This is a genomic window from Devosia ginsengisoli, from assembly GCF_007859655.1.
GTDB classification, from domain to species: Bacteria; Pseudomonadota; Alphaproteobacteria; order Rhizobiales; family Devosiaceae; genus Devosia; species Devosia ginsengisoli.
On the sequence record NZ_CP042304.1, the window covers coordinates 2,792,501 to 2,818,247 of the forward strand.

Sequence of the window (25,747 nt, forward strand, 5' to 3'; positions counted from 1 at the left end):
GGCTTGACCCGAGGGCTCTGCACTTGCGGTGCGTAGGGTAAGTGAAGTGTCCTCGGGTCAAGCCCGAGGATGACGATCTATGGAAGTGGCACGATGTTGCCCCACCCTCGATGTCATCCCGGCCTCGAGCCGGGACCCATCTCGAGATCACGCCGCCGCCGCAAGGTGGATCGTGCAACCACCGAATATGCCCACCATTTCAGGATGGATCCCGGCTCAAGGCCGGGATGACACCGTGGTTGGGGAAACGACAGCGAACCTATCCATCTTATCCCCCTCCCCAAAACCGAGCGTATCATCCTCCCATCCCTCCGCATGGGCGGCCTGCAGGCGAACAGTGGCGGAAGGAGCCGGGTGCGGCTTCGCTGCTCGCACAGGTCCGAGTCCGGGCGGAAGCGTGTGCGCGACTCCCCGTGCTGCTCCAAAAACCGGCACCCCGAGACGGTGAGCGTCTCACTAATAAAATTACTCAGGGGCGTAAGCCGTCTCGGGGTCCGCTCGTCTTCGATACCCGCATTACAGGCGGCGCTTGTGCACATCTGCACCTCCCCCCGCAGTTTTGCCGCATTTTTTTTGGATCAGCGCAGTTGATTGATATAGAACTCCGCGCGCGCAAGCCACGAGCTGCATGCGCAGCCGGCTGCAAGACCGGAACGGGGACTGCCGTGACACATCAAAGGATGAGGCGTTGAACGCAGCGCAGAGAAACCGTCATGCCGCGCTGCTCAAGGCCACCGGCTTCGAAGACAGCCCCGCGCTGACGGTGCAGTCGACCGACGGTGAAATTCCCCATGGGCGCGAGCTGAGCTTTGCCTGGCTGAGCGGCACTGTGATGACCGGCCTGACCAGCGTGCTGCTGATGGGTGCGGCGCTTTATGTCTCCTTCCAGGGCCAGGACACTTTCTCCACCGCCTATGAGGCACTGCAGCTTTCGCGCCCGGAAACCGAGGCGCTGACCCCGACCGATCTTTCCGCCAAGTCGTCGCGCCTGCGCCCGGTCACGGCCACCCGCTCGGACCTTGAAGTCATCGAAGCCTCGATCCGCGAGACGGTCGATGGCCGCGACATGATCCGCAACCAGCCGTTCGTGCGCATCCGCGCCACGCTGGCCACCGCCCCGACCTCACTGTCCGAGGGCGTTCCCGATTACGATCCGGTGGCAATTCTCAATGCCACCCAGCCGATCCCGGCAACCGCCAATATCGACGTCAACACTGATGTCTATGGCGCCGAGGTGGAAGGCGAAGTGGCCGTTCGGCTGGCCGCCATGCCGATGACCCTCGTGCCGCCACGCGCCATTTCCGATCAGTCGGCAGCCGAATATGTGCGCAGCGTCGTCGAGGCGACCTTCTTCAGCGACAGTGCGCCGACCATGGCCTATGCCGCGCTCGGCCCCAGTATCCGCGACCTGGGCCTGGTACCGGGCAGCAATACGCTGGCCGGCGTCGCCGAAAACGTCACCGTCGTGCCCCAGACCACAAGGGCAGCCGATGCGGCCCTCGGCCGTTCGGAGCGCTTCCTCACCCTGCGCGAGGCGGCCAGCCTCGATGAGGTGCTGGGCAAGAACGGCTTCTCTCCCAATCAGGCGATCCTGGTCACCGACGCGCTGCGCAATGTTCTGCGCAGCACGGATCTGGCGGCCCTCACCCGGTTGCGCATTCTCTATGGCCCGCTCAGCCACGAAGCGACCAGTCTCGTTCCCTATCGCCTGAGCCTTTATCTGCCGCGCAGCGATGGCAGCTACGAATACAAGGCCACCGTGGCCCTGACCGATACCGGCCAATATGTGCTCGGCATCGAGCCCGACTTTGTCGAATTCCCCGAAGGGGACACCGAAGAGGTCAACGTCGCCAACCTGCCCAGCGTCTACCGCTCCATCTGGGAGACCGGTCGCAAGCATGACCTGGACGATGCCACGATCGAGCGCATCATCGGCATGTATGCCTATGACGTCGACATGACCAAGAAGATCGCGGCCGGCGATTCCATCGAGATTCTGGAAACCACCCCGGATGCCGAAGGCCGCACCGAGCTGCTCTATGTCAGCCTGACCCTGGGCAGCACGACTCGCCAGCTCTATCGCTTCGCCACGGCGGACGGCGTGATCGATTTCTATGATCCCGATGGCGAAACCGGCAAGCGCTTCCTCACCCGCCGGCCGCTCGAAGGCGGCGGCACGCTGCGCTCGCGCTTCGGCTATCGCGTCCACCCCATTTTCAAGACGCGCAAGCTCCATACCGGCGTCGATCTGGCCTCCCGTTCGGGCACGCCAATCTATGCTGCCGGCGACGGCGTCATCAAATATTACAAATGGCAATCGGGCTACGGCAACAAGGTCGAAATCCAGCACGTCAACGGCTACGAGACGGCCTATGGCCACATGTCACGCTATGCCGATGGGCTGGGCGTCGGCAGCCATGTGCGCCAGGGCCAGATCATCGGCTATGTCGGCTCGACCGGCCAGTCGACCGGCCCGCACCTGCATTTCGAGATCAAGATCAACGGCAATCTGGTCGATCCGCTGAGCGTGAAGCTGCCCAAGGACAATGTCCTGCCCCAGCAATATGAAGCCCAGTTCGCCCAGACCATGGCGCAGATCAATGACCTCATGGCCCGCGATCCCGCCCCGATCACCGTCGCCGACGTCAACCACTAAAATTTGCGCTCCAGCGTGAGCCAGGCAACCGCGGCGGAAACCACGCTGAGCGCCGCGGTGATATAGGCGACCGCGGCAAAAGCCGCATCGGTCGCCGCCAGTCGCAGCGCATCTTCCTCGCCGCTCAGCCCGTCGGTGACCACGCCGAAAAATATCGGCAGTTCCGCCGCGCTATCCAGGTTCTGCTCGAACACCGAAGCCACCACCGCCCCGAGCAGGGCCACCGCCACCAGTCCGGCGACCCGGGCCACCGCGTTATTGACCCCCGAGGCGACGCCGGTATCGCCATCGTCCACCGACGTCATCACCGCCGCCGAGAGCGGCGACACGACCAGCCCCATGCCCAGCCCCAGCAGCACGATCGAGGGCAGCACAGCCAGCCACGGATCGTGCAGCGGCGCGGTCAGGCCCAGCGCGGCAAAAGCGGCAGCCACCAGCAGGGAACCCGCTGCAATCAACGGCGCGGGCCCGAACCGGTCGGCCCACTTGCCGCTCAGCGATGACAGCAGTGTCAGGCTGATCCCCAGGGGCAGCAGCACCAGCGATACGGTAGCCGGGGATTCTCCCCAGCCGCCAATCATGGTCATGGGCAGGTAGAACATGGTGCCGCCAAGCGCGAAATAGAGCGCGAAGGTCAGGGCGTTGGCGCCGGAAAAACCGATATTGGCGAAAAGCCCGAGCGGCAGCATCGGATGGGGGCTGCGCGCCTCCCAGACGATGAAGCCCGCGGCCAGCACCAGCCCGCCCCCGCACCACAGAATAGTGTGCGACAACGGCGGTACGCTTTCGCTGCCATCGCCGGTAAGGCCATAGGCGATAAGCATCAGCGCCAGCGTCGCCAGCACCGCCCCGATTACATCGAGCTTCCGCCCCACTTCCGGATGGTCCGGCGCCACGCGGAACCACAGCAGCGCCAGGGCCAGCAGGCCCAGCGGCAGATTGATGGCAAAGACCAGCCGCCAGCTCCAGTCGCCCAAAGCCGTCAGCACGAAGCCGCCGATGATCGGCCCGGCGATCGTGGTCAGTGACGAGGCGGCCGCCCACATGCCGATGGCCTTGCCGCGCTCTTCGCGCGGATAGGCCTTGGCGATGATGGCCAGGCTCCCCGGCACCATGAAGGCCGCGCCTATGCCCTGCACCGCCCGCGCGATGACCAGCACCAGCGGCGTCGGCGCCAGCGCGCAGACGATGGAAGCCGCCACGAAGACCGCAATGCCCAGCCCGAACACATTGCGCAACCCGAACCGGTCGCCCGTGGCGCCGCCCAGCAGGATCAGCGCCGAGAGGAACAGCAGATAGCCATTGCTCACCCATTGCGCATCGGCCAGCGTCGCCCCGAGATCGGCGCGAATGGCCGGAATGGCGATTGATATCACCGAGCCATCGATGAAGCCCATGCTCGAAGCGAGAATGGCGGCGACCAGCACGAAGCGCCGGCTTTGCGGGGCAGCGATATCCTGGGTCATGATGGGTCCAGCAGCGGTTTCCCGGCGAGATTATTCTTTCGCTACATAGACCGCCATCTCATTTCCGCCCGGCTCGCGGAAGTGAAACCGCCGTCCACCCGGAAAATCATACTGCGCCCGGGTGATCGAGCCGCCGGCGGCAATCACCCGGCGCTCGGCGCCATCGAGGTCATCGGTGCGGATCACCGCCATGGTCGCGGCCACCTTGCCCTGGCTCTGATCGATGCCGCCATCGATGCCGGCATTTTCGATGCCATCGTAATCAGGCCCATAGCTGGTAATGCCCCAGCCGAACGCGGCGCGGAAGAAAGCGCTTGTCGTCGCGCGGTTGCTGGACGGGAACTCCACATAGTCGATCTTGTCGGTCATCGCTTCACCTCAATGTTCTCTTTTTGTTCTAAACGATCGAAATCGGCGGTGCAATGAAAAAGGCCGGTCCAAGGGACCGGCCTCCGAAGAGAAGTTATGCCGCCGCTTCGGCTTCTTTCTTGCCGTCAGGCAGCAGCACGATGCCATCGTCATTGGCATCGACCACCACGTTGGAACCATCGCTGACGCGGCCGGCCAGGATTTCCTCGGCCAGCTCGTCCTGCACGGTCCGCTGGATCACGCGCTTCAGCGGCCGGGCGCCATAGGCGGGATCATAGCCTTCATTGGCCAGCCACTCGCGGGCGCGCGGCGTCAGTTCGAGACTGATATCGCGATCCCGCAGCAGCTGCGTCAGCCGGCCGAACTGGATATCGACGATGGAACCCATATGCTCGCGGCCCAGCCGGTGGAACAGCAGGATTTCGTCGATCCGGTTCAAGAATTCCGGCCGGAAGGCCGCCTTGACCATATCGAGCACCTTGCCGCGCACCAGTTCGACCGATTCCCCATCCTTGAGCTCGACCAGATATTCGGCGCCCAGATTGGAGGTGAGGATGATGACCGTATTGCGGAAATCGACCGTGCGCCCCTGCCCGTCCGTCAGCCGCCCATCATCGAGCACCTGCAGCAGGACATTGAATACATCGGGATGCGCCTTCTCGATCTCGTCGAACAGCACGACCTGATAGGGCCGGCGCCGCACCGCTTCGGTGAGCACGCCACCTTCGTCATAGCCGACATAGCCCGGAGGCGCGCCGATCAGGCGGGCCACCGAATGCTTTTCCATGAACTCGCTCATGTCGAGCCGCACCATGGCGGTCTCGTCATCGAACAGGAACTGGGCCAGGCTCTTGGTCAGCTCGGTCTTGCCGACGCCGGTTGGCCCGAGGAACATGAACGAGCCGATCGGCCGGTTCGGATCCTGCAAGCCGGCACGCGAACGCCGCACCGCCTTGGCCACCGCGGCCACCGCCTCGGCCTGCCCGATGACGCGAGCGCCGAGCGAGTCTTCCATATGCAGCAGCTTTTCACGCTCGCCTTCCAGCATGCGGTCGACCGGAATGCCGGTCCAGCGGCTCACCACCTGGGCGATGTCGCTCGAATCGACGGTTTCCTTGGCCATGACCGGATCGGGCTTGCCGTCGCCACCGACATCGTCGGCCGCCTTGAGCCGCTTTTCGAGATCGGGAATGACGCCATAGGCCAGCTCGCCGGCCTTGGCCAGATCACCCTGCCTCTGCGCGATTTCGAGCTGGCTGCGCGCGGCATCGAGCTCTTCCTTGACCTTCTGGCTACCCTGCAGGCGCTCCTTCTCGGCCAGCCACTTGGCCGACAGAGCCTGTGCCTGGTCTTCGAGATCGCCCAGTTCGGTTTCGAGCCGCACCAGCCGCGTCTTGGAGCCGTCGTCCTCTTCCTTGCGCAAGGCCTCGCGCTCGATCTTGAGCTGCATGATGCGGCGATCGAGTTCGTCCAAAGCCTCGGGTTTGGAATCGACGGCCATGCGCAGCCGCGCCGCCGCCTCGTCCATCAGGTCGATGGCCTTGTCAGGCAGGAAGCGGTCGGTGATGTAGCGATTGCTGAGAGTCGCCGCACTCACCAGCGCCGAATCGGAAATGCGGATGCCGTGATGCAGCTCGTATTTTTCCTTGAGCCCGCGCAGGATCGAGATCGTGTCTTCCACGGTCGGCTCGTCCACAAAGACCGGCTGGAAGCGCCGCGCCAAAGCCGCGTCCTTCTCGACATGCTTGCGATATTCGTCAAGCGTCGTCGCGCCCACGCAGTGGAGTTCACCGCGCGCCAGAGCAGGCTTCAGCAGATTGGACGCATCCATGGCGCCATCGGCCTTGCCGGCGCCGACCAGGGTATGCATTTCGTCAATGAACAGGATGATCTGTCCCTCGGCCGCCGTCACTTCCGACAGCACCGATTTCAGGCGTTCCTCGAACTCGCCGCGATATTTCGCGCCGGCAATGAGCGCGCCCATGTCGAGCGACAAGAGGCTCTTGTTCTTGAGGCTCTCGGGCACGTCGCCATTGACGATGCGGATGGCCAGGCCCTCGGCAATGGCGGTCTTGCCCACGCCGGGCTCACCGATCAGCACCGGATTGTTCTTGGTACGGCGGCTCAGCACCTGGATGGTGCGGCGGATTTCCTCGTCGCGCCCGATGACCGGGTCGAGCTTGCCCTCGCGCACATCCTCGGTCAGGTCGCGCGCATATTTCTTGAGCGCATCATAGCTGTTCTCGGCCGAGGCCGAGTCGGCCGTGCGACCCTTGCGGATGGCTTCGATGGCGGCATTGAGCGTCTGCGGCGTCACGCCGACCGAGGCCAGGATCTTGCCGGCATCACTGTCCTTTTCGACCACCAAAGCCAGCAGCAGGCGTTCGACGGTGACATAGGAATCGCCCGCCTTCTGCGCCGCGCTTTCGGCGGTGTCAAACACCCGCGCCAATTCGCGGCCCAGATAGAGCTGGCCGGCATCGCCGGACACGGTGGGGATTTTGGCGATCGCCGCTTCCACGGCCGCCCGCGCCGCCTTGGGATCGCCCCCGGCCTGACTGATCAGCCCATTAGCCATGCCCTGATCGTCATCGAGCAGGACTTTGAGCAGGTGGATGGGCGCAAATTGCTGATGCCCCTTGCCCAGCGCCATGGTCTGCGCGCTCTGGATGAAACCCCGGGCCCGCTCGGTATATTTCTCGATATTCATGCAACTCTCCTTGTCTCGCCCGCTGTCCGGCCCATCGAGGCACCTGAACATGCGGCGGAAGCGTCGTCTGGTGGAACGCCTGACACGCAGCACTGCTCCATCACGAGCAGTATATGGGGAGCATTTGGCGAGGGAAAAGAGGGCGTGCGCAAGCGCCGCCTGCAACGCGGTTGCCGATAGACGAACGCATGCCAGGACTGGCAGCGAGCGGATCCCGAGACGGCCTTCGCCTCTGGTAAATTTAATAATGAGACGGAAGCCGTCTCGGGATGCCGGGACTTGCTCGGACGGCGCGATCGCAGACCCTAGCGGTTAGCCGTAGCACCCCACCCAAACGCCTCGTCCGCTCGACCCGGAGCGGAGCGCGACCTCCACTCCCCCGGCTGGCTTCCGGACACCCGTCGCTGCAGCGCCGCCCGTATCCCGGAAGATGGGGAGGATGATACGCGCGGTTTTGGCGAGGGGGATAAGATGGATAGATTTGTGCGTGTGGCTTACCCCCACCCTCATTCCCTCCCCACAAGGGGGAGGGAAGCCTGCTCCATGCTTGCGGAAACATTTGAGATGATCCTTGAGGGTCGCTCTGGCGCCTCCCTCCCCCTTGTGGGGAGGGACTGAGGGTGGGGGTGGTTTGGCCCCGATATCCGGCATGACCCATCCACCTTGCGGCTGTGGCGTGATCTCGGGATGGGTCCCAGCTCAAGGCCGGGATGACATCGGGGGCGGGGCGGGATCGTGCCGCCAGCGTCGACAAAAAGGCCGGACATTGCTGCCCGGCCTTGAAACTTTACTCGGCGGCGGTGCTGCCGGCCGTGAGGAATGCCGGCAATTCGCCGACATCGGGCTGATCGGCCCCGGCGAGATCGCCACTGTCACCCCCCGCCGGACGGCGGCGGCGCGGACGGCGCTCACGCGGCTTGCGGGCCTCGCCCTCGGCCTCGACCGGCTGCTCGCCGGACGCTTCGACCGCCTCGGTTGCCGCAACGGGCTGGGCTTCCTCGCTGGCAGAAACCGGCTGCTGGACTTCGCCTTCGGGGCGGAAGCGTTCGCGATTGCGCTGGCGGTCGCGACGATCACCGCGCTGCTGGCGCTCGCCATCCTGGCGCGGCTGGCCCTGACCCTGTTCGCCTTCGCCAGCCTGTTCCTCGCCTTCAGCCTGCACATATTGCTGCTGCGGCGGGGGCTGGGGCGAAGCGAAACGCGAGTTCATGTCGGGCATGTCGTCGTCGAAATCGTCGTCCTGACCTTCCGGCCGCTGGCCGTTCTGGGCCTGCTGGGCGCTGGAAACGATGCGGAAATAATGCTCGGCATGCTGGAGATAATTCTCCGCCATCACCGAATCGCCTGATGACTGGGCGTCGCGGGCAAGCTGGAGATATTTCTCGGCGATATGGGCCGCGTTGCCGCGCACCTTCACGTCGGGTCCATTGCTCTCGAAATTGCGGGACAACGGATTGACGTGCTTGCGCCCGCCGTTGCGGCCACGCTGCCGGTTCTTGTTATTCTGGTTGTTGGGTCTCATCTGGTCGCTTTATCTAACTCTAGAAAAATAAGCGTCACACTGCTGGCGGACCGGCTTACTGCCTGGTCGGGCCAATTCCGGAACAAAGCACTCTGGGCTCTCGAACCGGCTCTATCTGGCTTCATGAAGACCGAAACCGTCGAACGGCGCTCCGAACCTGTCCCGCGTCGTTCCCGCCTCTGCCGGAACCGCGCTGCGCATCGCAGCCAATGAATTTGTCGGGTGGCTAGTCGCCGTGGCGCTCATGAAGCACCGTTGACAGCGAGGCCAAACTATAACGTTCGGGTCGTCTTTGCCAGCATTAATTGCGATTTTCACCGCGTGATGCAGGGAACTGCCTTACAAATGGTGCGCGCCGACCACACGGTCAAGCCCGTTGAGATCACGATGCACCGCCACATCCTCGAACCCGGCTTCGAGGAACAAGGCGCTGACAGCGGCGCCCTGGTCATAGCCGATCTCGACCAGAACCCAGGCACCAGGCTTCAGCCAATTGGCAGCCTGGGTGGCGATGACCCGGTAGGGGGCAAGGCCATCCGGCCCACCATCGAGGGCCAGGCGGGGGTCGAAATCCCGCACCTCGGGCGCCAGCGTTTCGACCACGGCCGAAGTAATATAGGGCGGGTTGGACACGATGAGGTCGAAGAATGCCGCATCAGACCTCATCCTGAGCTTGTCGAAGGACGAGGTCGTGGCGCTATCGGCGGCACGCCCTCGTTGGTTCCCGGTGCGCAACTTGCGCACCTGAACAGGCTCACCATGAGGGCTGTCATTGGTCAGTGGCTCGAACCAGCTCCCAGGCAGCAAGCTGAGGCGGGTGGCCACACCATGGCTGATGGCATTGGCCTGCGCCGCTTCCAGCGCCAGCGCGCTCAAATCCACCGCGACCGCTGTCGCGTCGGGCTGATTGGCCAGGATGGCAATCGGGATGCAGCCGCTGCCGGTGCCCAGATCCAGCAGGCGCCCGCCCGCCGGCAGCGCGCCCAGGGCCATATCGACCAGCAATTCGGTTTCCGGTCGCGGTTCCAGCGTGGCGGCATTGAGCGTGAAGCCCAGCCCGTAGAATTCCCGGATACCGATGATCCGCGCCACCGATTCCCCGGTCATGCGCCGTTGCAGCAGTTCGGCCACGCGCGTCGCGGCGTGGCCGTCGACAGGCTCATTTTCCCGCACGGCCAGGTCCAGCGCGCTCAATCCCAAGGCATGCCCGGTGAGCAATTTGGCGTCCAGCGCCGCGCTGTCGAAGCCGAGCCGCCCCAGCACATCGCGCCAGCCGCGCCAGAGGGCGCCGATGGTGGGCGCCTGGGTCAGTTGCCCGTCTCCATGGCCGCCAGCTGCTCGGCCTGGCTGGTGGTGATCAAGGCCTCGATCAGCTCATCGAGCGCTTCACCCGATATGACCTTGTCGAGCTTGTAGAGGGTGAGGTTGATGCGGTGGTCGGTCACCCGCCCCTGCGGGAAATTGTAGGTGCGGATGCGCTCGGAGCGGTCGCCCGACCCCACCTGGCCCTTACGCTCGGCGGAACGAGCACTGTCGCGCTCCTCGCGCTGCATCTCGTAAAGCCGCGAACGCAGCACCAGCATGGCCTGCGCCCGGTTCTGGTGCTGGCTCTTCATCGCCGAAGTCACCACCAGCCCGGAGGGAATATGGGTGATGCGCACCGCCGAATCGGTGGTGTTGACGTGCTGGCCGCCGGCACCCGAGGCGCGCATCGTGTCGATGCGGATATCCTCGTTGCGGATTTCGATGTCGATATCTTCCACCTCCGGCAGCACGGCCACCGTGGCAGCCGAAGTATGGATCCGGCCCGACCCTTCGGTTTCGGGCACGCGCTGCACCCGATGCACGCCGCTCTCGAATTTCATGCGGGCATAGACGCCCTTGCCCGCCACATTGGCGATGATTTCCTTGAAGCCCCCCATTTCGCCGGGGCTTTCTTCCATCACGGTGACCTTCCAGCCGCGATTGGCGGCATAGCGCTCATACATGCGGAACAGGTCGCCCGCGAATAAAGCCGCTTCATCGCCGCCGGTGCCGCCGCGGATTTCAAGGATGATCGATCGCTCGTCGGCTTCGTCCTTGGGCAGCAGCAGGACGCGGATGGACTGGAACAGCGTCTCGATCTTCTCGTCGAGCTCGGCGATCTCCGCCTCGGCCATTTCGGCCATGTCCTTGTCGCCGCTCTTGAGCAGGTCCTCGGCCTCGGCGCGGTCGCTCAGCGCCTTGTTATAGGCCCGGATCTCCCCGACAATCGGCGCCAGTTCGGCATGTTCCTTGGAGAATTTGACGAATTCATCCGGCCCGGCCCCACCCGACAGCGCCGCCTCGACATACTGGAACCGCGTCTCGAGCGCGTCGAGCTTGTCCTGGGGAAGAGATGCCATGGTCGAGTCTTTCGGGTCTGGAAGAGGCACGCTTTAGGGATAAGACCGCAAAACCGCAAGGGTTGGCACAGACACCAGCCCATCCACCGGCGCCTCCCCCGGACTTGATCCGGGGGTCTCTCGCCACTTGTACCGTGTTGAGAGTGACCCGCGGATCAAGTCCGCGGGAGGCGATTGTGGGTGGGGAATCATTCCGGCCTTAAACCGGCAGGTTCTGCTTTTCGATCCATTCCTGCAGCAGGGCGCGGATCGTCACCCCATTGGCCCCATCGCTCAACGCCGCGCCGACCGATTGCTGGATCGGCTTGAGGTCGAGATTGAGCACCAGTTCCTTGATCGGCCCGATCGAGGCCGGCCCCATGGAGAGCCGGGTCATGCCCACCGCCATGAGGGCGAGTGCCTCAAGGGGTTTGCCGGCCAGCTCGCCGCACATGGTGATCGGGATATTGTAGCGCCGCGCGGCATCCACCACCATGCGGATGGCGCGCAGGCGCGGCATGCCGATGGGGTCGTAATTGGTGGCAACGCGCGGATTGGCCCGGTCCGATGCGGTCAAAAACTGCACCAGGTCATTGCTACCGATGGAGACGAAATCGGCCTGGGGCAGTAATTGGTCGAGTTCGAACAGCAGTGAAGGCACTTCGACCATCACGCCCAGTTCCAGCCGGCTCGGCAGGGGCTTGCCCTGCCGCCGCAGCCGCTCGACTTCCTTCTGCACTACCATCCTGGTCTGGGTGAATTCGAAGGTCTCGGTGACCATCGGCACCAGGATCTTGAGCGGCCGCCCGTTCGCCGCCAGCAGTAGCGCCCTGATCTGCGTGCGCAGCAGGCCCGGTCGCTCCAGCCCCAGCCTGATCGAGCGGAAGCCCATGGCCGGGTTTTCCTCGGTCATCGAGCGCTGATAGGGCAGCACCTTGTCGCCGCCGATATCGAGCAGGCGGAACACCACCGGCCGCCCCCCGGCAATCTCCATGGCCTCGGCGTAAAGCTCCTGCTGCTCCTGCAGGCGCGGGAGCTTGGAGGCGATCATGAACTGCAATTCGGTGCGGAACAGCCCGACGCCCGACGCCCCGGTATCGTCGAGCATGGGCAGGTCGGCCACTAGCCCCGAATTGTGCAGCAGCGTGATTTCGACGCCGTCTTTGGTGACGCTGGGCTTGTCCTTGAGCGCTGCATAATGCGCCCGGCGCCGCGCTGAAACGCGCACCTTGTCGACATAGGCCTGCTCGATATCGGGCGTCGGCCGCAGATGCACCACCCCGCTCGGTCCATCCAGAATGATGTCGTCGCCGGTTTCGCTCATCGAGACGATGGACTGCGCCTGCCCCACCGCCACAATGCCGAGCGAGCGCGCGACAATGGCCACATGCGCCGTCGTGCCGCCCTCTTCCAGCACCACGCCGCGCAGCTTCTTGCGGTCATATTCCAGCAGTTCCGCCGGCCCCATATTACGGGCCACCAGAATGGCATTGTCCGGCAACGCCTTGCGGGCCAGCGCCTGCCCGTCTCCGGTCAGCACGCGCAGCAGCCGGTTGGCCAGATCGTCCAGATCGTGCAGGCGGTCGCGGATATAGGGGTCGGTCTGGCGCAGCATGCGGGCGCGGGTATCATTCTGCACCCGCTCCACCGCCGCTTCGGCCGAAAGCCCGTTGTCGATTGCCTCGGCCAGCCGGTTCACCCAGCCCCGGTCATTGGCGAACATGCGGTAGGTTTCGAGGATTTCGCGATGGTCGGTGCCACCAACCATGTCACCATGGTCGAGCATGGCGTCGATGGAAACGCGCATCTTTTCCAGCGCCGTTTCCAGCCGCACCTTTTCGGCGTCGGTATCCTCGGCGATGAAGTTGGACACCACGACGCGCGGGTCATGCAGCACCACCGTGCCCAGCGCGATGCCGTCGGTAAAACTTACGCCGTTGAACATGCGGGGACGCCTGAGGTCGATGTCGGAACCAGGCTTGATCAGATTGTCGAAGTCGCTGGTGGCGATCATCTCGGCCAGGATTGTGGCCGTTGTCAGCATGGCCTCGGTTTCATCCTCGCCATAATGGCGGCGCTCGGCATTCTGCACCACCAGGACGCCCAGCGTCTGGCCGGCCCGCAGCACCGGCACGCCGAGAAAGGCATTGTATTTTTCTTCGCCGGTTTCGGGGCGATAGACAAAGCCGGGATGACTGGGGGCGTTTTCGAGGCTGAGCGGTTCGGCTTCCGCCGCGATGAGGCCGACCAGGCCCTCGCCCAGCCGCAGCGTCGTCATATGCACGGATTCGGCGGCTAGGCCCCGGGAGGCAAACAGTTCCAGCGCGCCGTCATCGCGCAGCACGTAGAACGAGCACACATCGGCGCGCATGTTGTCGGCGATGAGGCCGACAATCTTGTCGAGCCGCTCCTGCGAAGCCAGCGGCTCCGCCATTGTCTCACGTAACTGCCGCAGCAGCACTCTCGGGCCGCCGATGCTCGTGACCATACCCCTTTAGACGGCCGCCACAGCCGCCCCCCTTTCCTGAGGAGCGACCAGGACCGTCCGAGCGGTCCTAGGCGTCCTTCTTGTCCAACCCGTAATAAGTATGGAGAGCGCGAACCGCAAGCTCAGCATATTGCTCATCGATCAACACCGAGGTCTTGATTTCCGAGGTGGTGATCAGCTGTATGTTGATGCCCTTGTCGGCCAGCGCCTTGAACATCGAGCTCGCGACGCCCGCATGGCTGCGCATGCCCACCCCCACGACCGAGACCTTCGCCCCGCCCTTGGAGCCGGAAAGCCGCGCGTATTCGATGCGGTCGCCGGCATTTTGCAGCGTCTTGACCGCCTTGTCATATTCGCTGTCGGGCACGGTGAAGGTGATGTCGGTGGTCGCGCCGTCATCGGCAATATTCTGCACGATCATATCGACGATGATGCCCTGATCGGCCAGCGTGCCGAAAATGGCCGCCGCCACGCCCGGATTGTCCTTGACGTCGCGCAGGGTGATCTTGGCCTCGGCCTTGGCGAGCGTCACGCCCGAAACGATCTGCTTTTCCACGATCTCATCCTCATCGCAAACCAGTGTGCCGGGCACGCCCGGCGTCCCGTCGGGCGCCACCTGCAGCGCATCGGGGTCATCGAAACTCGAGCGTACCAGCAGCGGCACTTTATAGGCCATTGCCATCTCGACCGAACGGATCATCAGCACCTTGGCGCCGAGCGAAGCCATTTCCAGCATTTCCTCGAAGGAAATCCGGGTCAGCCTTTGCGCCTTGGGCACGATGCGCGGGTCGGTGGTATAGACGCCATCGACATCGGTATAGATATCGCAGCGGTCGGCCTTGACCGCCGCCGCCACGGCCACCGCCGACGTGTCCGAGCCGCCGCGGCCCAAAGTCGTCACCCGGCCACTGGGCGAAATGCCCTGGAAGCCGGTAATGACAGGCACCCAGCCATCCGCGAACCGCTTGTTGAGCTCGGTCGGGTCGATCTCGGTGATCCGCGCCGCGCCATGCGCGCCGTCGGTGCGGATCGGCACCTGCCAGCCCGAAAAGCTCCGCGACTGGATGCCCATTTCTGATAGCACGATGGCCATCAACCCGGCCGTCACCTGCTCGCCCGACGCCACCACGGCATCATATTCGCGCGCATCATGCATGGGGCTGGCTTCATTGACCCAGCCGACCAGCTCATTGGTCTTGCCCGACATGGCCGAAACCACGACGGCCACTTCATGGCCGGCATCGACCTCGCGCTTCACATGGCGCGCTGCCTGGCGGATACGCTCGACACTGGCCACCGAAGTGCCACCGAACTTGACGACGATACGGGCCAATTTCTTCCCCGGAACCCCGCCGAACCCGGCGGTACGCTTTTGTTGAGCGGGGACATGCCACAAAGGCGGGGCGGGATCAATGGGAATGGCATAGCTGGAGCGGTTAGGCCGCTCCAAGCACCGAAGTTATCATTTCCACGCGCTGGGCTCGGGGGCCTGTCACTTCGAGAATGCGCGGCCCGTCATGCAATAGCCCCAGATCGTCCTCGCGGAGCATGGTCTTGAGGCGCCGGTCTACGCGGCTCCGCAATCGGGGAAGTTCGATCCGGATCGGGATGTCATCGGGAGACGTGAGCGGGACAAAAACCACCATATCAAGCGTGGCGAGAGCCTTGCTTACGTCCATCAGTTGGCGGCTGCTCGGCAGCCACTCAAAGCCTTCGCTGGCACTGACGACCTCCAGATAGGCGAGAAAATCGAGCGGGCAGCGGTCAAAGATCACATCACGGTCACCGCCATGATTGAGGATCAGCCGGCAGCTTGCGACAAGCTGCTCTTCAAGGTCGTCTACCGTTGCGACATTGGCAAACGGCACGCCTTGCTGATCGAGCAGCCAATAGGGCTCCGGCACGCTTTCATGGGCCCGTTGGACGGCAATGAAATCGTCGATCAGCGTCGTCTTGCCGCTGCCATGCGTCCCTGTCACCGCAATGCGCATCATGCCCTCCCGTCCAGGACGCATCTACGACGACGACCCTGCCCCGACAAGACAATCCCTACAGGCGAATGCGACAGCTCGCGCCTTGCTCCCGCCGCCCTGCTGCAGTCATATGGCCCAACTCTGGAGCCGAGCCATGACCGCTACCACGATCAACGACGCCGAAATCGCCAAATTCACCGCGATGGCCGAGGAATGGTGGGACCCCAAGGGCAAGTTCAAGCCGCTGCACAAGTTCAATCCGGTGCGGCTTGGCTATATCCGCGAGCATCTGCTGGCCCATTTCGGCCGCGACGGCACGGCCATGCGGCCTTTCGAGGGCTTGACCATTCTCGATGTCGGCTGCGGCGGGGGCCTGCTCTGCGAGCCGCTGACCCGGCTCGGCGCCACTGTCACCGGCATTGACGCCGCCGAGCGCAATATCGCCATTGCCCGCATTCACGCCGAAAAATCGGGCCTAGCCATCGACTACCGCGCCACATCAAGCGAAGCCCTCGCTGCCGAAGGCGCGCAATATGACATGGTACTCAACATGGAAGTGGTGGAGCATGTCGACAATGTGCCGCTCTACATGAAGAGCTGCGCCGACCTGGTAAAGCCCGGCGGCCTGGCGCTGACCGCCACGCTGAACCGCACGCTCCGCGCCCGCGCCTTTGCCGTCTTCGCCGCCGAACACATCCTGCGCTGGCTGCCGGTCGGCACGCATGACTGGAACAAGTTCCTGACGCCCGACGAGATCAAGACCCTGCTGACCCGCAATGGCCTGCGCGTCATCGGGGAAACCGGCGTGGTCTTCCACCCGCTGGGCGACGAATGGCGCCGCTCGCGCGACATGGGCATCAACTACATGGTCATGGCCGAACGGCCCAAGGCCTAGCGCGCCTTCCGCCCCAGCCAGCCGGTCCGTTCCTCGGGCGGGAAATGTTCGATGGCGTAGCGCAGGGCCGTGCGCGGCATGGTCGCGGCGTGGCGGGCAAGGAAGGCCTCCACCAGCGGCTTGTCATGCATGGCGACGGTGCGCAGCATGCCGCCGACCACCTTGTTGATGAGGTCCTGCGGATCATCGACCAGTATTTCGGCGATGGCCATGATGTCGTCGAACTGGCGCAGCCGGATGAATGCCATGGTGGCGAACATGGCCGTTCGCCTCTCCCACAGCATGTCCGAGCGGGCCAGTTCGTAAAGCACGGCGCGATCCTTGTCGCGCAACCAGGCGCCCAATACCTGTGGTGCGCCGAGATCGACCAGGTCCCAATTGTTGATCCGGTCATGCCGGCGCAGATAAAGCGCGGCCAGTTCTCCGCGCCGCGCCTCGCTGGTTTTCTTCAACCCATATTGCTTGGCCATGATCGAGACGGCGCCGGCTCGCGCCTCGTGGATGTCGCTTTCCAGCAGCGTCTCGATCTCGTCCGGCGCCATGGCGACAAACTGCTTGGCGAGCTGGAACACCGTGCCCATGCGCACGCCGATGAAGCGGTCGCCCTCGCCATAGTCGCCCCTGCCGGATTTGAAATAGCGCCCGATCTTTTCCAGCTCGATATCGGACTGGTTGTCCCACAGCGCAGCGATGAAGGCTTCGGCGGTCAGCTCGCTCATGCCCGCAGGCTGCGGGGATCGCAACGCGCCGTCAAGCCGGAGCGGTAGCTGCAAATCTCCGTCCAGTACCGTACGGTACGGTACGCATTTTGATTGATCCCGTTCTGGAATGGGTCTAAGAAAGATCAACCGCGCTTGTGCAACGGGCGCAATGACTTCCGAGGATATTCGCCATGCCAGCCTATCGTTCCCGCACCACTACCCATGGCCGCAACATGGCCGGCGCGCGTGGCCTCTGGCGCGCGACGGGCATGAAGGACGGCGATTTCGGCAAGCCGATCATCGCCGTGGTCAACAGCTTCACCCAGTTCGTGCCCGGCCATGTCCATTTGAAGGATCTCGGCCAGCTCGTAGCCCGCGAAATCGAGGCAGCCGGCGGCGTCGCCAAGGAATTCAACACCATCGCGGTCGATGACGGCATCGCCATGGGCCATGACGGCATGCTCTATTCGCTGCCATCGCGCGATATCATCGCCGACTCGGTGGAATACATGGTCAACGCCCACTGCGCCGACGCCATGGTCTGCATTTCCAATTGCGACAAGATTACCCCCGGCATGCTGAATGCCGCCATGCGCATCAACATCCCGGTCGTCTTCGTGTCGGGCGGCCCGATGGAAGCCGGCAAGGCCATGCTCAAGGGCAAGCTGCAGGCGCTCGACCTGGTCGACGCCATGGTCATCGCCGCCGACGACCACTATACCGACGCCGAAGTCCAGGCCGTCGAGGAAGCCGCCTGCCCCACCTGCGGCTCCTGCTCGGGCATGTTCACCGCCAATTCGATGAATTGCCTGACCGAGGCTTTGGGCCTCTCCCTGCCCGGCAATGGCTCGACCCTGGCCACCCACTCCGACCGCAAGCGTCTGTTCCAGGAAGCCGGTCACCTGATCGTCGACCTGGCCCGCCGCTGGTACGAACAGGACGACGCCTCGGTGCTGCCGCGCTCCATCGCCACCAAGGCGGCGTTCGAAAACGCCATGAGCCTCGATATCGCCATGGGCGGCTCGACCAATACGGTGCTGCATATCCTGGCCGCGGCCTATGAAGGCGGCGTCGATTTCACCATGGACGATATCGACAAGCTGAGCCGCAAGGTGCCGGTCCTTTCCAAGGTCGCGCCGGCCAAGGCGGACGTGCATATGGAAGACGTGCATCGCGCCGGCGGCATCATGGCCATTCTCGGCCAGTTGGACCGCGCGGGCCTGATCAATCGCAAGGAACATACGATCCATTCTGCCACGATGGGCGATGCCTTGGATAAGTGGGATATCTCCCGCACCAATTCGGAAGCGGTGCGCAATTTCTTCATGGCCGCCCCCGGCGGCGTGCGCACCACGCAGGCCTTTTCGCAGTCCAACCGCTGGGCCGAACTCGATCTCGACCGCCAGAACGGCGTGATCCGCTCGGCCGAAACCCCCTTCTCCAAGGATGGCGGCCTGGCGGTGCTCAAGGGCAATGTCGCCATCGATGGCTGCATCGTGAAGACGGCGGGCGTCGATGAATCCATCCTCAAATTCACCGGCCCGGCCCGCGTGTTCGAGAGCCAGGACGACACCGTCAAGGCGATCCTCACCAACCAGATCAAGGAAGGCGACGTGCTCGTCATCCGCTACGAAGGCCCGCGCGGCGGCCCCGGCATGCAGGAAATGCTCTATCCGACGAGCTATTTGAAGTCGAAAGGCCTGGGCAAAGCCTGTGCCCTCCTCACCGATGGCCGCTTCTCCGGCGGCACGTCGGGCCTTTCCATCGGCCACGTCTCGCCCGAAGCGGCGGAAGGCGGCACGATCGGGCTGGTGCGCGAGGGCGACACGATCGAGATCGACATCCCCAATCGCAGTATCACGCTGCTGGTGAGTGACGATGAGCTGACCCAGCGCCGGCATGATCAGGACAAGGCGGGCTGGAAGCCGGCCCATCCGCGCAAGCGCAATGTCACGACGGCCCTCAAGGCCTATGCGGCCTTCGCGACATCAGCGGCACGCGGTGCCGTGCGGGATACCGAGGCGATCGACAAGCTCTGGAACTGAGGCGGCGCCACCGCCTCACTGCGCCCAGTCGAACTTCATATCCCTGAAGTCGAGCTGGGCAATGCCGAAGCCGAAATTGTAACCCCCGAAGGCCTCGTCGAATTCGATGTAATAGGGGCTGAAATCGGGAATGGCCTGCGCTGGCATCATCGTGCCGCCGATATGGTTGCCGGCATGGCCCTTGGTCCATTTATGCCAGCGGAAGGTTTCGGCTGACGGCTTGCCCTCGTAGTAATAGGGCATCTGATAGGCGGTTTTCTTGCCAAAATATTCCTCGCGCGGCGGCACGCCGGCATTGGGGTCGTGGCGGCGCGGCTCCAGGCGGAGCAGCCGGTTCCAGCCGAGCCCTTTCTCGGGCATAGCGCCCATCAGGCCGACGAAATAGCTCGTTTCGGCCGCATCCACGCCGTCGGCCGACCCTTCGAAGGCAGCATAGGCATGCCCCGCACCCGAGGCCAGCCAGGCCGGTGCCGGCACATCCCGCAAATGGGGGTTGCCCGCAAGGTCGGGTGGCTGCGCCAGGCTGCCGGAAAGCTCCGTCTCGGTGAGCAGGATGACGGCATATTCGAGATCGAGAATATCGCGCATGCGATAGAGGCGCGGATGCGAATTTTGTCGTGCCGTCCAGAAAGCGAGAAGGTCGGGATCCTCGGGGCGCGTGTCATCCTGGGCATCGAATAGCGCCCGCACCGCCGGGGCCACCATCGGAGCGCCGTCATTGTGATCGAAGGCAGTGGAGAAAAAGCTCAACCCCACAATGTCATCGCCATGGACGCGATAGTCCGCGGGCAGCCTCATGGTGAAGCCATGCTGAAGCGGATAGCCGTTATTGGGATCGAGCGGCCACTGCGCCGTTGTGATCCCCGGCGGCAGGCCGAAAATCCAGCCATCGCCCCGATCGCCCTCGGCCATGCCGTGCTGCAAAATCTCGATATTGTAGGCGCGCAGGGGCGTTTCCGCACGAGCCGGCCCCGCCACGATAGCGGCACCGACAAGGCCCAGAACATGGCGGCGTGAGAAAAGCATACCGCATGGGCTACCAGCTTTGTGACAGGAAAACGACTGGGCGCCGCGCGGGCCCAGGCAAATTGCTTCGCTCAGCCATGCAGGGCACGCTGGCCGGCTTGGCGCACACCAGGACAGAGCGTGACAAGACTGTCATGGAGTGCTACAGCCGCGCCAGCCGCCCGGTGATCTGCCAAGGTTGCCGGTCCGGTCAGGTTCGATAGCGGGGATTCCACCCTCCCTATCGAACCGACCCTAATCCCCACTCATCGCAGACCTTGCAGCCGGCACCTGAGCCGGGGCGCTTCTTCACCTCTCCCCCAAGGGAGAGGTCAGAAAGATCAGCCTTTCCGACCGATCCGATCCAGCGTGGCGAAATCGTCATCGCTGAGTTTGATCGCGGCTGCCGCTACATTCTCTTCGAGATGCTTGACCTTGCCGGTACCCGGAATGGGCAGCATGACCGGCGAGCGCTTGAGCATCCAGGCCAAAGCCAGCTGGCTGGCCGAGGCGCCGTGCTTGTCCATGATCGCCTTGAACTCGGCGCTTGTGGATTCGAGGTTCCCGCCATCGATGGGACGCCAGGGAATGAAGCCGATGCCATTGGCTTCGCAATAGTCCAGCACATCCTCGGCCCGGCGATTGACCAGGTTGTACATGTTCTGGACGGTGGTCACCTTGAAGTATGTGCTGGCTTCCTTGATGTCGGCGACGCTGACTTCGCTGAGGCCGACATGGCGGATCAGCCCATCCTGCTGCATCTGCGCAATGGCGCCGAACTGGTCCTCCCGCGGCGTCCCGCTCTCGATGCGGTGCAACTGCCAGAGATCGATGACGTCGAGCTTGAGCCGGCGCAGGCTCTGGATGGCGCCCTGGCGCAGGAATTCCGGGCGACCGAGCTGGTGCCACTGGTCCGGCCCGGTGCGGGTCAGCCCGCTCTTGGTGGCGATGATCGTGCCCTGCGCATAGGGCGCCAGCACCTCCCCGATCAGCTCTTCGCTGACATAGGGGCCATAGCTTTCCGCCGTGTCGACAAAATCGACATTGAGCTCGGGCAGGCGGCGCAGCGTCGCCTTGGCTTCTTCCGGATTCTCGGGCGGACCCCATATGCCCCGACCGGTAATGCGCATGGCGCCGAAACCCAGCCTGACGACCTTGAGGTCGCCGCCAATGGCAAACGTGCCCGAAAGGGCTGCGTCGAGTGTGGTCATCTTAATATCTCCGTTTGGTCGCGCCGGGAACGGCGCTCGGAACTAGTGGGGACAGAACGTCCCCTGAGGGCACGACCTCGTGGTTCGACAAGCTCACCATGAGGTCTACTTTGAATTCGGTCTTTCAACAGACCTCATCCTGAGCGTGTCGAAGGACGAGGTCGTGGCAAGATTTCAGTTGTCGTCGGCGACGTCGGGCAGCGGCAGGAAATCCACGCCGTCATCGAGCAGGCCGGCGACTTCGTCGCGCGTGGCTTCGCCATAGATGCCGCGGGCTTCCACTTCCTCGAAATGGATCTTGCGGGCCTCTTCTGCGAATTTATCGCCGACATAATCGGCTTCGCTGGTCACCTTCTGGCGATAGGCGCGGACCATTTCGCGGAATTTCGCCGCATCGGGATGGGCCGAACTGAGCGAAACCTTGTCGCCATCGGTCCGCGCCACCGCTGGCGCCATCGGCGCTTTCTCGATTGCCCCATCGCCACAGACGGCGCAGCTCACGATGCCGCGCGCCTGCTGCTCATCAAACGCGGCGGCGCTTTTGAACCAGGCGTCGTAGGTGTGGCCCTTGGAGCAATGGAGGGAATACTGGATCACGGCAAAACGTTTCTGGGGCCTGACGGCCCGGTTGGTTGCACAAGGATATAGGGCGATTGCCTAAGGCTGCAACGCCCCCGGCAGGGCAAAGTTTCGCGCATTGGCCAGAGCGGGGATGCGCTGGCGTGCGTCGGCGACCTGTTCGGGAGCAATCTCTGCCACGAGCACGCCGGGCCGATCATGATCGAGCTCGGCGACGATCCGCCCCCAGGGGTCGATGATGAGCGAATGGCCATAGGTGGCCCGCCCATTGGGATGCTGGCCGCCCTGCGCCGCCGCGATGACCCAGGAGCCGGTCTCGATGGCCCGCGCCCGCAGCAGTATATGCCAATGCGCCTGTCCCGTGGGCACGGTGAAGGCGGCGGGGACGGCAATGAGGTTGGCTCCGGCATTGGCCAAGGCATTGTAAAGCCTGGGGAAGCGCATGTCGTAGCAGATCGACATGCCCAAAGTAAACGGGCCGAGATCGGCCGTCACCGCCACGTCGCCACCGGCATAGGTGGCGCTTTCGCGGTAAGCGTTGAGCCCGGCAATATCGGCATCGAACAGATGGATCTTGTCATAGGTCGCGACCTGGCGCCCATCCGGCCCGAACAGCACCGACCGGTTGGCAAAGCGCCCGTCGGGCAGCGGCACAGCGAGCGAGCCGATATGGATATGCATGCCATGCTGCCTTGCCAGTTCGCCCACCCGCGCCAATTGCGGATGGCCCTCGAACGGGGCGGCGGTGCTGCGCAGCTGGTCCCGGTTTTCCGGAAAGATCATGGTGACTTCGGGCGTCAGCGCATAGGAGGCGCCGGCCGCGGCAGCCTCGGCCAGCATGGGTTCGAGCGCGGCGAGATTGGCCTCGGGATCGAGCCCCGACCGCATCTGGATGGCAGCAATTTTCATAAGAATTTACCGCGCCAGCAGCGGGTCGAGCCCGCCGCGGCGGTCCAGCGCCGCCATATCGTCATAGCCCCCGACATGGGCATCATCGATGAAGATCTGCGGCACCGTGCGGCGGCCATGGGCGCGCTCGGTCATGGCCTCCCGCACATCGGGATCGAGCGCGCTGATCTCGGTATAGTCTACACCCTTGTCGGCCAGCAGCGACTTGGCGGCATGGCAATAGGGACAGGTCGGCGTGGTGTAGATCTCGATCTTGGCCATCAAAATTTCTCCAATGGGAACAAGGTATTTATCCCTTATATGGGCAAGTCCGCCCCAATGACAACGCGGGCGAAGGTCACGACGTCGATAGCCTCGACCCCGGCCTTGCGCAGGGTACGCGTCAACGCCTTGACGGTGGCGCCGGTCGTGTAGACATCGTCCACCAGCACGATGCGCCGGCCCCCGAGGCGCAGGGCAATATCGGGGTGGGTGGCGAAGGCGCCGGCCACATTGCGTTGCCGCCCGCTGCCGCTCAGGCCCACCTGCTGGCGGGTGCGACGGGTGCGTTGCACCAGCGAGGGATCGACCTTGAGCCCGGTCAGGCGCCCCAGCGCCTGGGCCAGTTCGGCCGACTGGTTGAAGCGCCGCTCGCGCTGCCGCGCCGGATGCAGCGGCACCGGCACGAGGACCGGATTATCAGCCCAGAGCTCGTGTCCGGCCCCGGCCATCAGCCGGGCGCAGAAACCGGCCAGTTCGGGCCTGTCACCATATTTGAGGCGCGACACCAGGGTGGCGGCGACATCGCCATAGACCACGGCCGCCCGCGCCCGCCCAAATGGCGGCGGATCGGCCAGTGCCTCAGCCGATAGCGTGCCGGGGCCTAGCGAAGCGGCAAAGGGCAGGCCAAGCACCGGGCAGAGCGGCGCAGTTATGGGACGTAAGGTATTGAAACAACTGGAACAAAGCGCATTCGGCACTGCCGTCGGCGCCTCGCAATTGAGGCAGACCGGCGGATAGGCCAGGTCGAGCACCATTCCGCCCAGACGCCTGATACTGCCGGCAATGTGCCGGCGCCATATCCCGCTTTTGACAAGCCCCGCGACGCTCTCCATAAGGCCCATAGTGTCACACCGCCGTCAGGCCGCAAGACCATCATGAGCCAGCCGCCCGCCATTTTCGACACCGCCCTGATCGCCCGTCACCTGTCCCGTCGGACGGGGATAAGTGATTTCGTCACTGACCTGGTGCTGGACGATCTCGATGACCGGCTCGGCGCGCTGCTCCGCGAGTTCCCCAAGGCCGCCATTATCGGCCCCGACGTGGATAAGTTGCCGCGTTTCGGCCAGACGGCCAGTGCCCGCTTTCCCTTCCAGCGCCATGCTGCTTTCGGCGGCCATGATGACATGCCCGAGCTGGACGGGGATAACTTCAACCTCATCGTCTCGCTGCTGCACCTGCAGGCGATCAACGACGTGCCGGGCTATCTCGCCCGCCTGCGGGCTAAGCTGGCGCCCGATGGGCTGCTGATGATCGCGGCCTTGGGCGGCGAGACACTGACCGAGCTGCGCGAGGCGTTTCTCGTGGCCGATGCCCAGGTTTTCGGCGGCGCTTCGGCCCGGGTGGCGCCGATGATCCAGGTTCGCGACGGCGGCGGATTGCTGCAGCGGGCGGGGCTGGCTTTGCCGGTGGCCGATGTGGAAACGCACATCGTGCGCTACGCCAATCCCTTCGCCTTGATGAGTGAGATTAAGGCTTTGGGCGCTTCAAACCCGCTGGCCGACCGCCCGCGCCGCCTGGCGACGCCAGCTCTGCTGGCCGCGGCAGCGCAGGCCTATGCCACACGCGACAGCGATTCCGATGGCCGCATCCGCGCCACGCTGGAAATCATCTGGCTCTCCGGCTGGGCCCCACATGAAAGCCAGCAAAAGCCGCTGAAACCCGGCAGTGCCACAACGCGCCTGGGCGACGTTCTGGCGCAGCAGACGGGCGGCAAAAAACCGTAGCATCAGCCCCACTAATGTTAGCACACTGTTAGCATTGACGCGTTGGATGCGTGAGTAGAGGGCGCGCTTCAACCGGCCCCAAACAAAAAGGCCGGCATTGCTGCCGGCCTTTCATAGTTCTGTCTGAAACCGGCCCTTAGGCGGCGGCTTCCTCGTCGCTTTCGGCGGCGTCGGCCTTGGTGCGCTTGGGCGACTTGGCCAGGTTCTTTTCGATGAGCTGCACGGCTTCGGTCAGCGTCAGCTTGTTGACGGCACCGATCTCGCGGCTCATGCGGTCCATCGCCTGCTCGAACAGCTGGCGTTCCGAATAGGACTGCTCGGGCTGCTCTTCGGAGCGATAGAGATCGCGCACGACTTCGGAAATGGCGATCAGGTCGCCCGAATTGATCTTGGCTTCATATTCCTGGGCACGGCGCGACCACATGGTGCGCTTGACGCGGGCCCGGCCGGTGACGGTGGTCAGCGCCTGGGTGACCAGATCTTCCTCGGCCAGCTTGCGCATGCCGACGGACTTGATCTTGGCGACGGGCACGCGAAGGGTCAGCTTGTCCTGTTCGAAGCTGATGACGAACAACTCAAGGGTCAGGCCCGCGACTTCCTGTTCTTCGATCGAGACGATCACACCAACGCCATGCGCCGGATAGACGACATACTCGCCCGTCTTGAACCCAAGCCGTGTCTGTACCTTCTTGGCTACCATATTCATGGAACTCCTTGTTGACGCCCCAAATGGACAGTTCCCTGCGGGAAGGACCGTCCATTCCTACTCTTCGTTACTGGCGCCCAAAATGGACGCCGCGCGCAGCAAATAACCCCATGGCCATCCGGTTCCGCTTTCCCGGAGGGTCAAGTCATCCGACAATGTTGTCA

The 25,747-nt window shown here is 63.9% G+C and carries 21 protein-coding genes; 4 read left to right on the forward strand and 17 right to left on the reverse strand.

Going from position 1 to position 25,747, the window contains the following annotated elements; genetic code table 11:
- Positions 1–688 precede the first annotated feature (688 nt).
- Positions 689–2,656, forward strand: a complete 1,968-nt coding sequence (locus FPZ08_RS13585; RefSeq protein WP_186767001.1) for a M23 family metallopeptidase — start codon at positions 689–691, stop codon at positions 2,654–2,656.
- On the opposite strand, the gene FPZ08_RS13590 is transcribed toward FPZ08_RS13585, so the two are convergent.
- The 9 genes from FPZ08_RS13590 to FPZ08_RS13630 all read right to left on the reverse strand — a co-directional run bounded on the left by FPZ08_RS13590 (position 2,653) and on the right by FPZ08_RS13630 (position 15,568).
- Positions 2,653–4,122, reverse strand: a complete 1,470-nt coding sequence (locus tag FPZ08_RS13590) for an MFS transporter (protein ID WP_246132652.1) — start codon at positions 4,120–4,122, stop codon at positions 2,653–2,655. The two genes, FPZ08_RS13585 and FPZ08_RS13590, sit on opposite strands and share 4 nt — an antisense overlap.
- 30 nt (positions 4,123–4,152) lie before the next feature.
- On the reverse strand, positions 4,153–4,491 hold the full coding sequence (locus tag FPZ08_RS13595) for a VOC family protein (RefSeq protein ID WP_146290510.1): 339 nt from the start codon (positions 4,489–4,491) through the stop codon (positions 4,153–4,155).
- A 94-nt stretch (positions 4,492–4,585) separates the two neighbouring features.
- Entirely contained in the window at positions 4,586–7,201 is a 2,616-nt protein-coding gene (clpB, locus tag FPZ08_RS13600; protein ID WP_146290511.1) for an ATP-dependent chaperone ClpB, read from the reverse strand.
- A gap of 787 nt (positions 7,202–7,988) precedes the next feature.
- On the reverse strand, positions 7,989–8,723 hold the full coding sequence (locus FPZ08_RS13605) for a DUF4167 domain-containing protein (RefSeq protein WP_146290512.1): 735 nt from the start codon (positions 8,721–8,723) through the stop codon (positions 7,989–7,991).
- Between the two features lie 339 nt (positions 8,724–9,062).
- Positions 9,063–9,986, reverse strand: coding sequence for a N5-glutamine methyltransferase family protein (locus FPZ08_RS13610; RefSeq protein WP_210246802.1), 924 nt, complete (start codon positions 9,984–9,986; stop codon positions 9,063–9,065).
- Positions 9,987–10,030: 44 nt separating this feature from the next.
- Positions 10,031–11,107 carry a peptide chain release factor 1 gene (gene prfA / locus FPZ08_RS13615; protein ID WP_146290513.1) on the reverse strand — a complete coding sequence of 359 codons (1,077 nt, stop codon included), beginning with the start codon at positions 11,105–11,107 and terminating at the stop codon, positions 10,031–10,033.
- 199 nt (positions 11,108–11,306) lie between these two features.
- A complete protein-coding gene (gene ptsP / locus FPZ08_RS13620) occupies positions 11,307–13,574 on the reverse strand; it encodes a phosphoenolpyruvate--protein phosphotransferase (protein WP_146290514.1) in 2,268 nt (755 codons plus the stop codon).
- Between the two features lie 67 nt (positions 13,575–13,641).
- Positions 13,642–14,907, reverse strand: coding sequence for an aspartate kinase (locus tag FPZ08_RS13625; RefSeq protein ID WP_146290515.1), 1,266 nt, complete (start codon positions 14,905–14,907; stop codon positions 13,642–13,644).
- A 103-nt stretch (positions 14,908–15,010) separates the two neighbouring features.
- Positions 15,011–15,568, reverse strand: coding sequence for an AAA family ATPase (locus FPZ08_RS13630; protein WP_246132653.1), 558 nt, complete (start codon positions 15,566–15,568; stop codon positions 15,011–15,013).
- 133 nt (positions 15,569–15,701) lie between these two features.
- On the opposite strand from FPZ08_RS13630, the gene ubiG reads away from it, so the two are divergent.
- Positions 15,702–16,442: a bifunctional 2-polyprenyl-6-hydroxyphenol methylase/3-demethylubiquinol 3-O-methyltransferase UbiG gene (gene ubiG, locus FPZ08_RS13635; RefSeq protein WP_210246803.1), complete on the forward strand. Its 741-nt coding sequence runs from the start codon at positions 15,702–15,704 to the stop codon at positions 16,440–16,442.
- On the opposite strand, the gene FPZ08_RS13640 is transcribed toward ubiG, so the two are convergent.
- Positions 16,439–17,161, reverse strand: a complete 723-nt coding sequence (locus FPZ08_RS13640) for a DNA alkylation repair protein (protein ID WP_146290517.1) — start codon at positions 17,159–17,161, stop codon at positions 16,439–16,441. The two genes, ubiG and FPZ08_RS13640, sit on opposite strands and share 4 nt — an antisense overlap.
- A 173-nt stretch (positions 17,162–17,334) precedes the next feature.
- On the opposite strand from FPZ08_RS13640, the gene ilvD reads away from it, so the two are divergent.
- Entirely contained in the window at positions 17,335–19,188 is a 1,854-nt protein-coding gene (gene ilvD, locus FPZ08_RS13645) for a dihydroxy-acid dehydratase (protein ID WP_146290518.1), read from the forward strand.
- A gap of 15 nt (positions 19,189–19,203) precedes the next feature.
- Here ilvD and FPZ08_RS13650 read toward each other — a convergent pair whose 3' ends face one another.
- The 6 genes from FPZ08_RS13650 to FPZ08_RS13675 form a co-directional block, all read right to left on the reverse strand.
- Complete coding sequence (locus FPZ08_RS13650) at positions 19,204–20,214, reverse strand: hypothetical protein (protein ID WP_246132654.1); 1,011 nt, start codon at positions 20,212–20,214, stop codon at positions 19,204–19,206.
- Positions 20,215–20,534: 320 nt separating this feature from the next.
- Positions 20,535–21,404 carry an aldo/keto reductase gene (locus FPZ08_RS13655; protein WP_146290519.1) on the reverse strand — a complete coding sequence of 290 codons (870 nt, stop codon included), beginning with the start codon at positions 21,402–21,404 and terminating at the stop codon, positions 20,535–20,537.
- A gap of 174 nt (positions 21,405–21,578) precedes the next feature.
- Positions 21,579–22,001 (reverse strand): DUF1178 family protein, encoded by a 423-nt coding sequence (locus tag FPZ08_RS13660; protein WP_146290520.1) that lies wholly within the window; start codon positions 21,999–22,001, stop codon positions 21,579–21,581.
- A 60-nt stretch (positions 22,002–22,061) separates the two neighbouring features.
- Positions 22,062–22,892: a carbon-nitrogen hydrolase family protein gene (locus FPZ08_RS13665; RefSeq protein ID WP_146290521.1), complete on the reverse strand. Its 831-nt coding sequence runs from the start codon at positions 22,890–22,892 to the stop codon at positions 22,062–22,064.
- 6 nt (positions 22,893–22,898) lie between these two features.
- Positions 22,899–23,153 (reverse strand): glutaredoxin 3, encoded by a 255-nt coding sequence (gene grxC / locus FPZ08_RS13670; RefSeq protein WP_146290522.1) that lies wholly within the window; start codon positions 23,151–23,153, stop codon positions 22,899–22,901.
- 35 nt (positions 23,154–23,188) lie between these two features.
- The gene (locus FPZ08_RS13675) at positions 23,189–23,908 is read right to left on the reverse strand and encodes a ComF family protein (protein ID WP_246132655.1); all 720 of its coding nucleotides are present in this window, start codon (positions 23,906–23,908) and stop codon (positions 23,189–23,191) included.
- Positions 23,909–24,028: 120 nt separating this feature from the next.
- On the opposite strand from FPZ08_RS13675, the gene FPZ08_RS13680 reads away from it, so the two are divergent.
- On the forward strand, positions 24,029–24,877 hold the full coding sequence (locus FPZ08_RS13680; protein ID WP_146290523.1) for a class I SAM-dependent methyltransferase: 849 nt from the start codon (positions 24,029–24,031) through the stop codon (positions 24,875–24,877).
- A 136-nt stretch (positions 24,878–25,013) separates the two neighbouring features.
- Here the strand turns inward: FPZ08_RS13680 and FPZ08_RS13685 are convergent, their stop codons facing one another.
- Entirely contained in the window at positions 25,014–25,583 is a 570-nt protein-coding gene (locus FPZ08_RS13685; protein ID WP_186767002.1) for a CarD family transcriptional regulator, read from the reverse strand.
- Between the last annotated feature and the right edge of the window lie 164 nt (positions 25,584–25,747).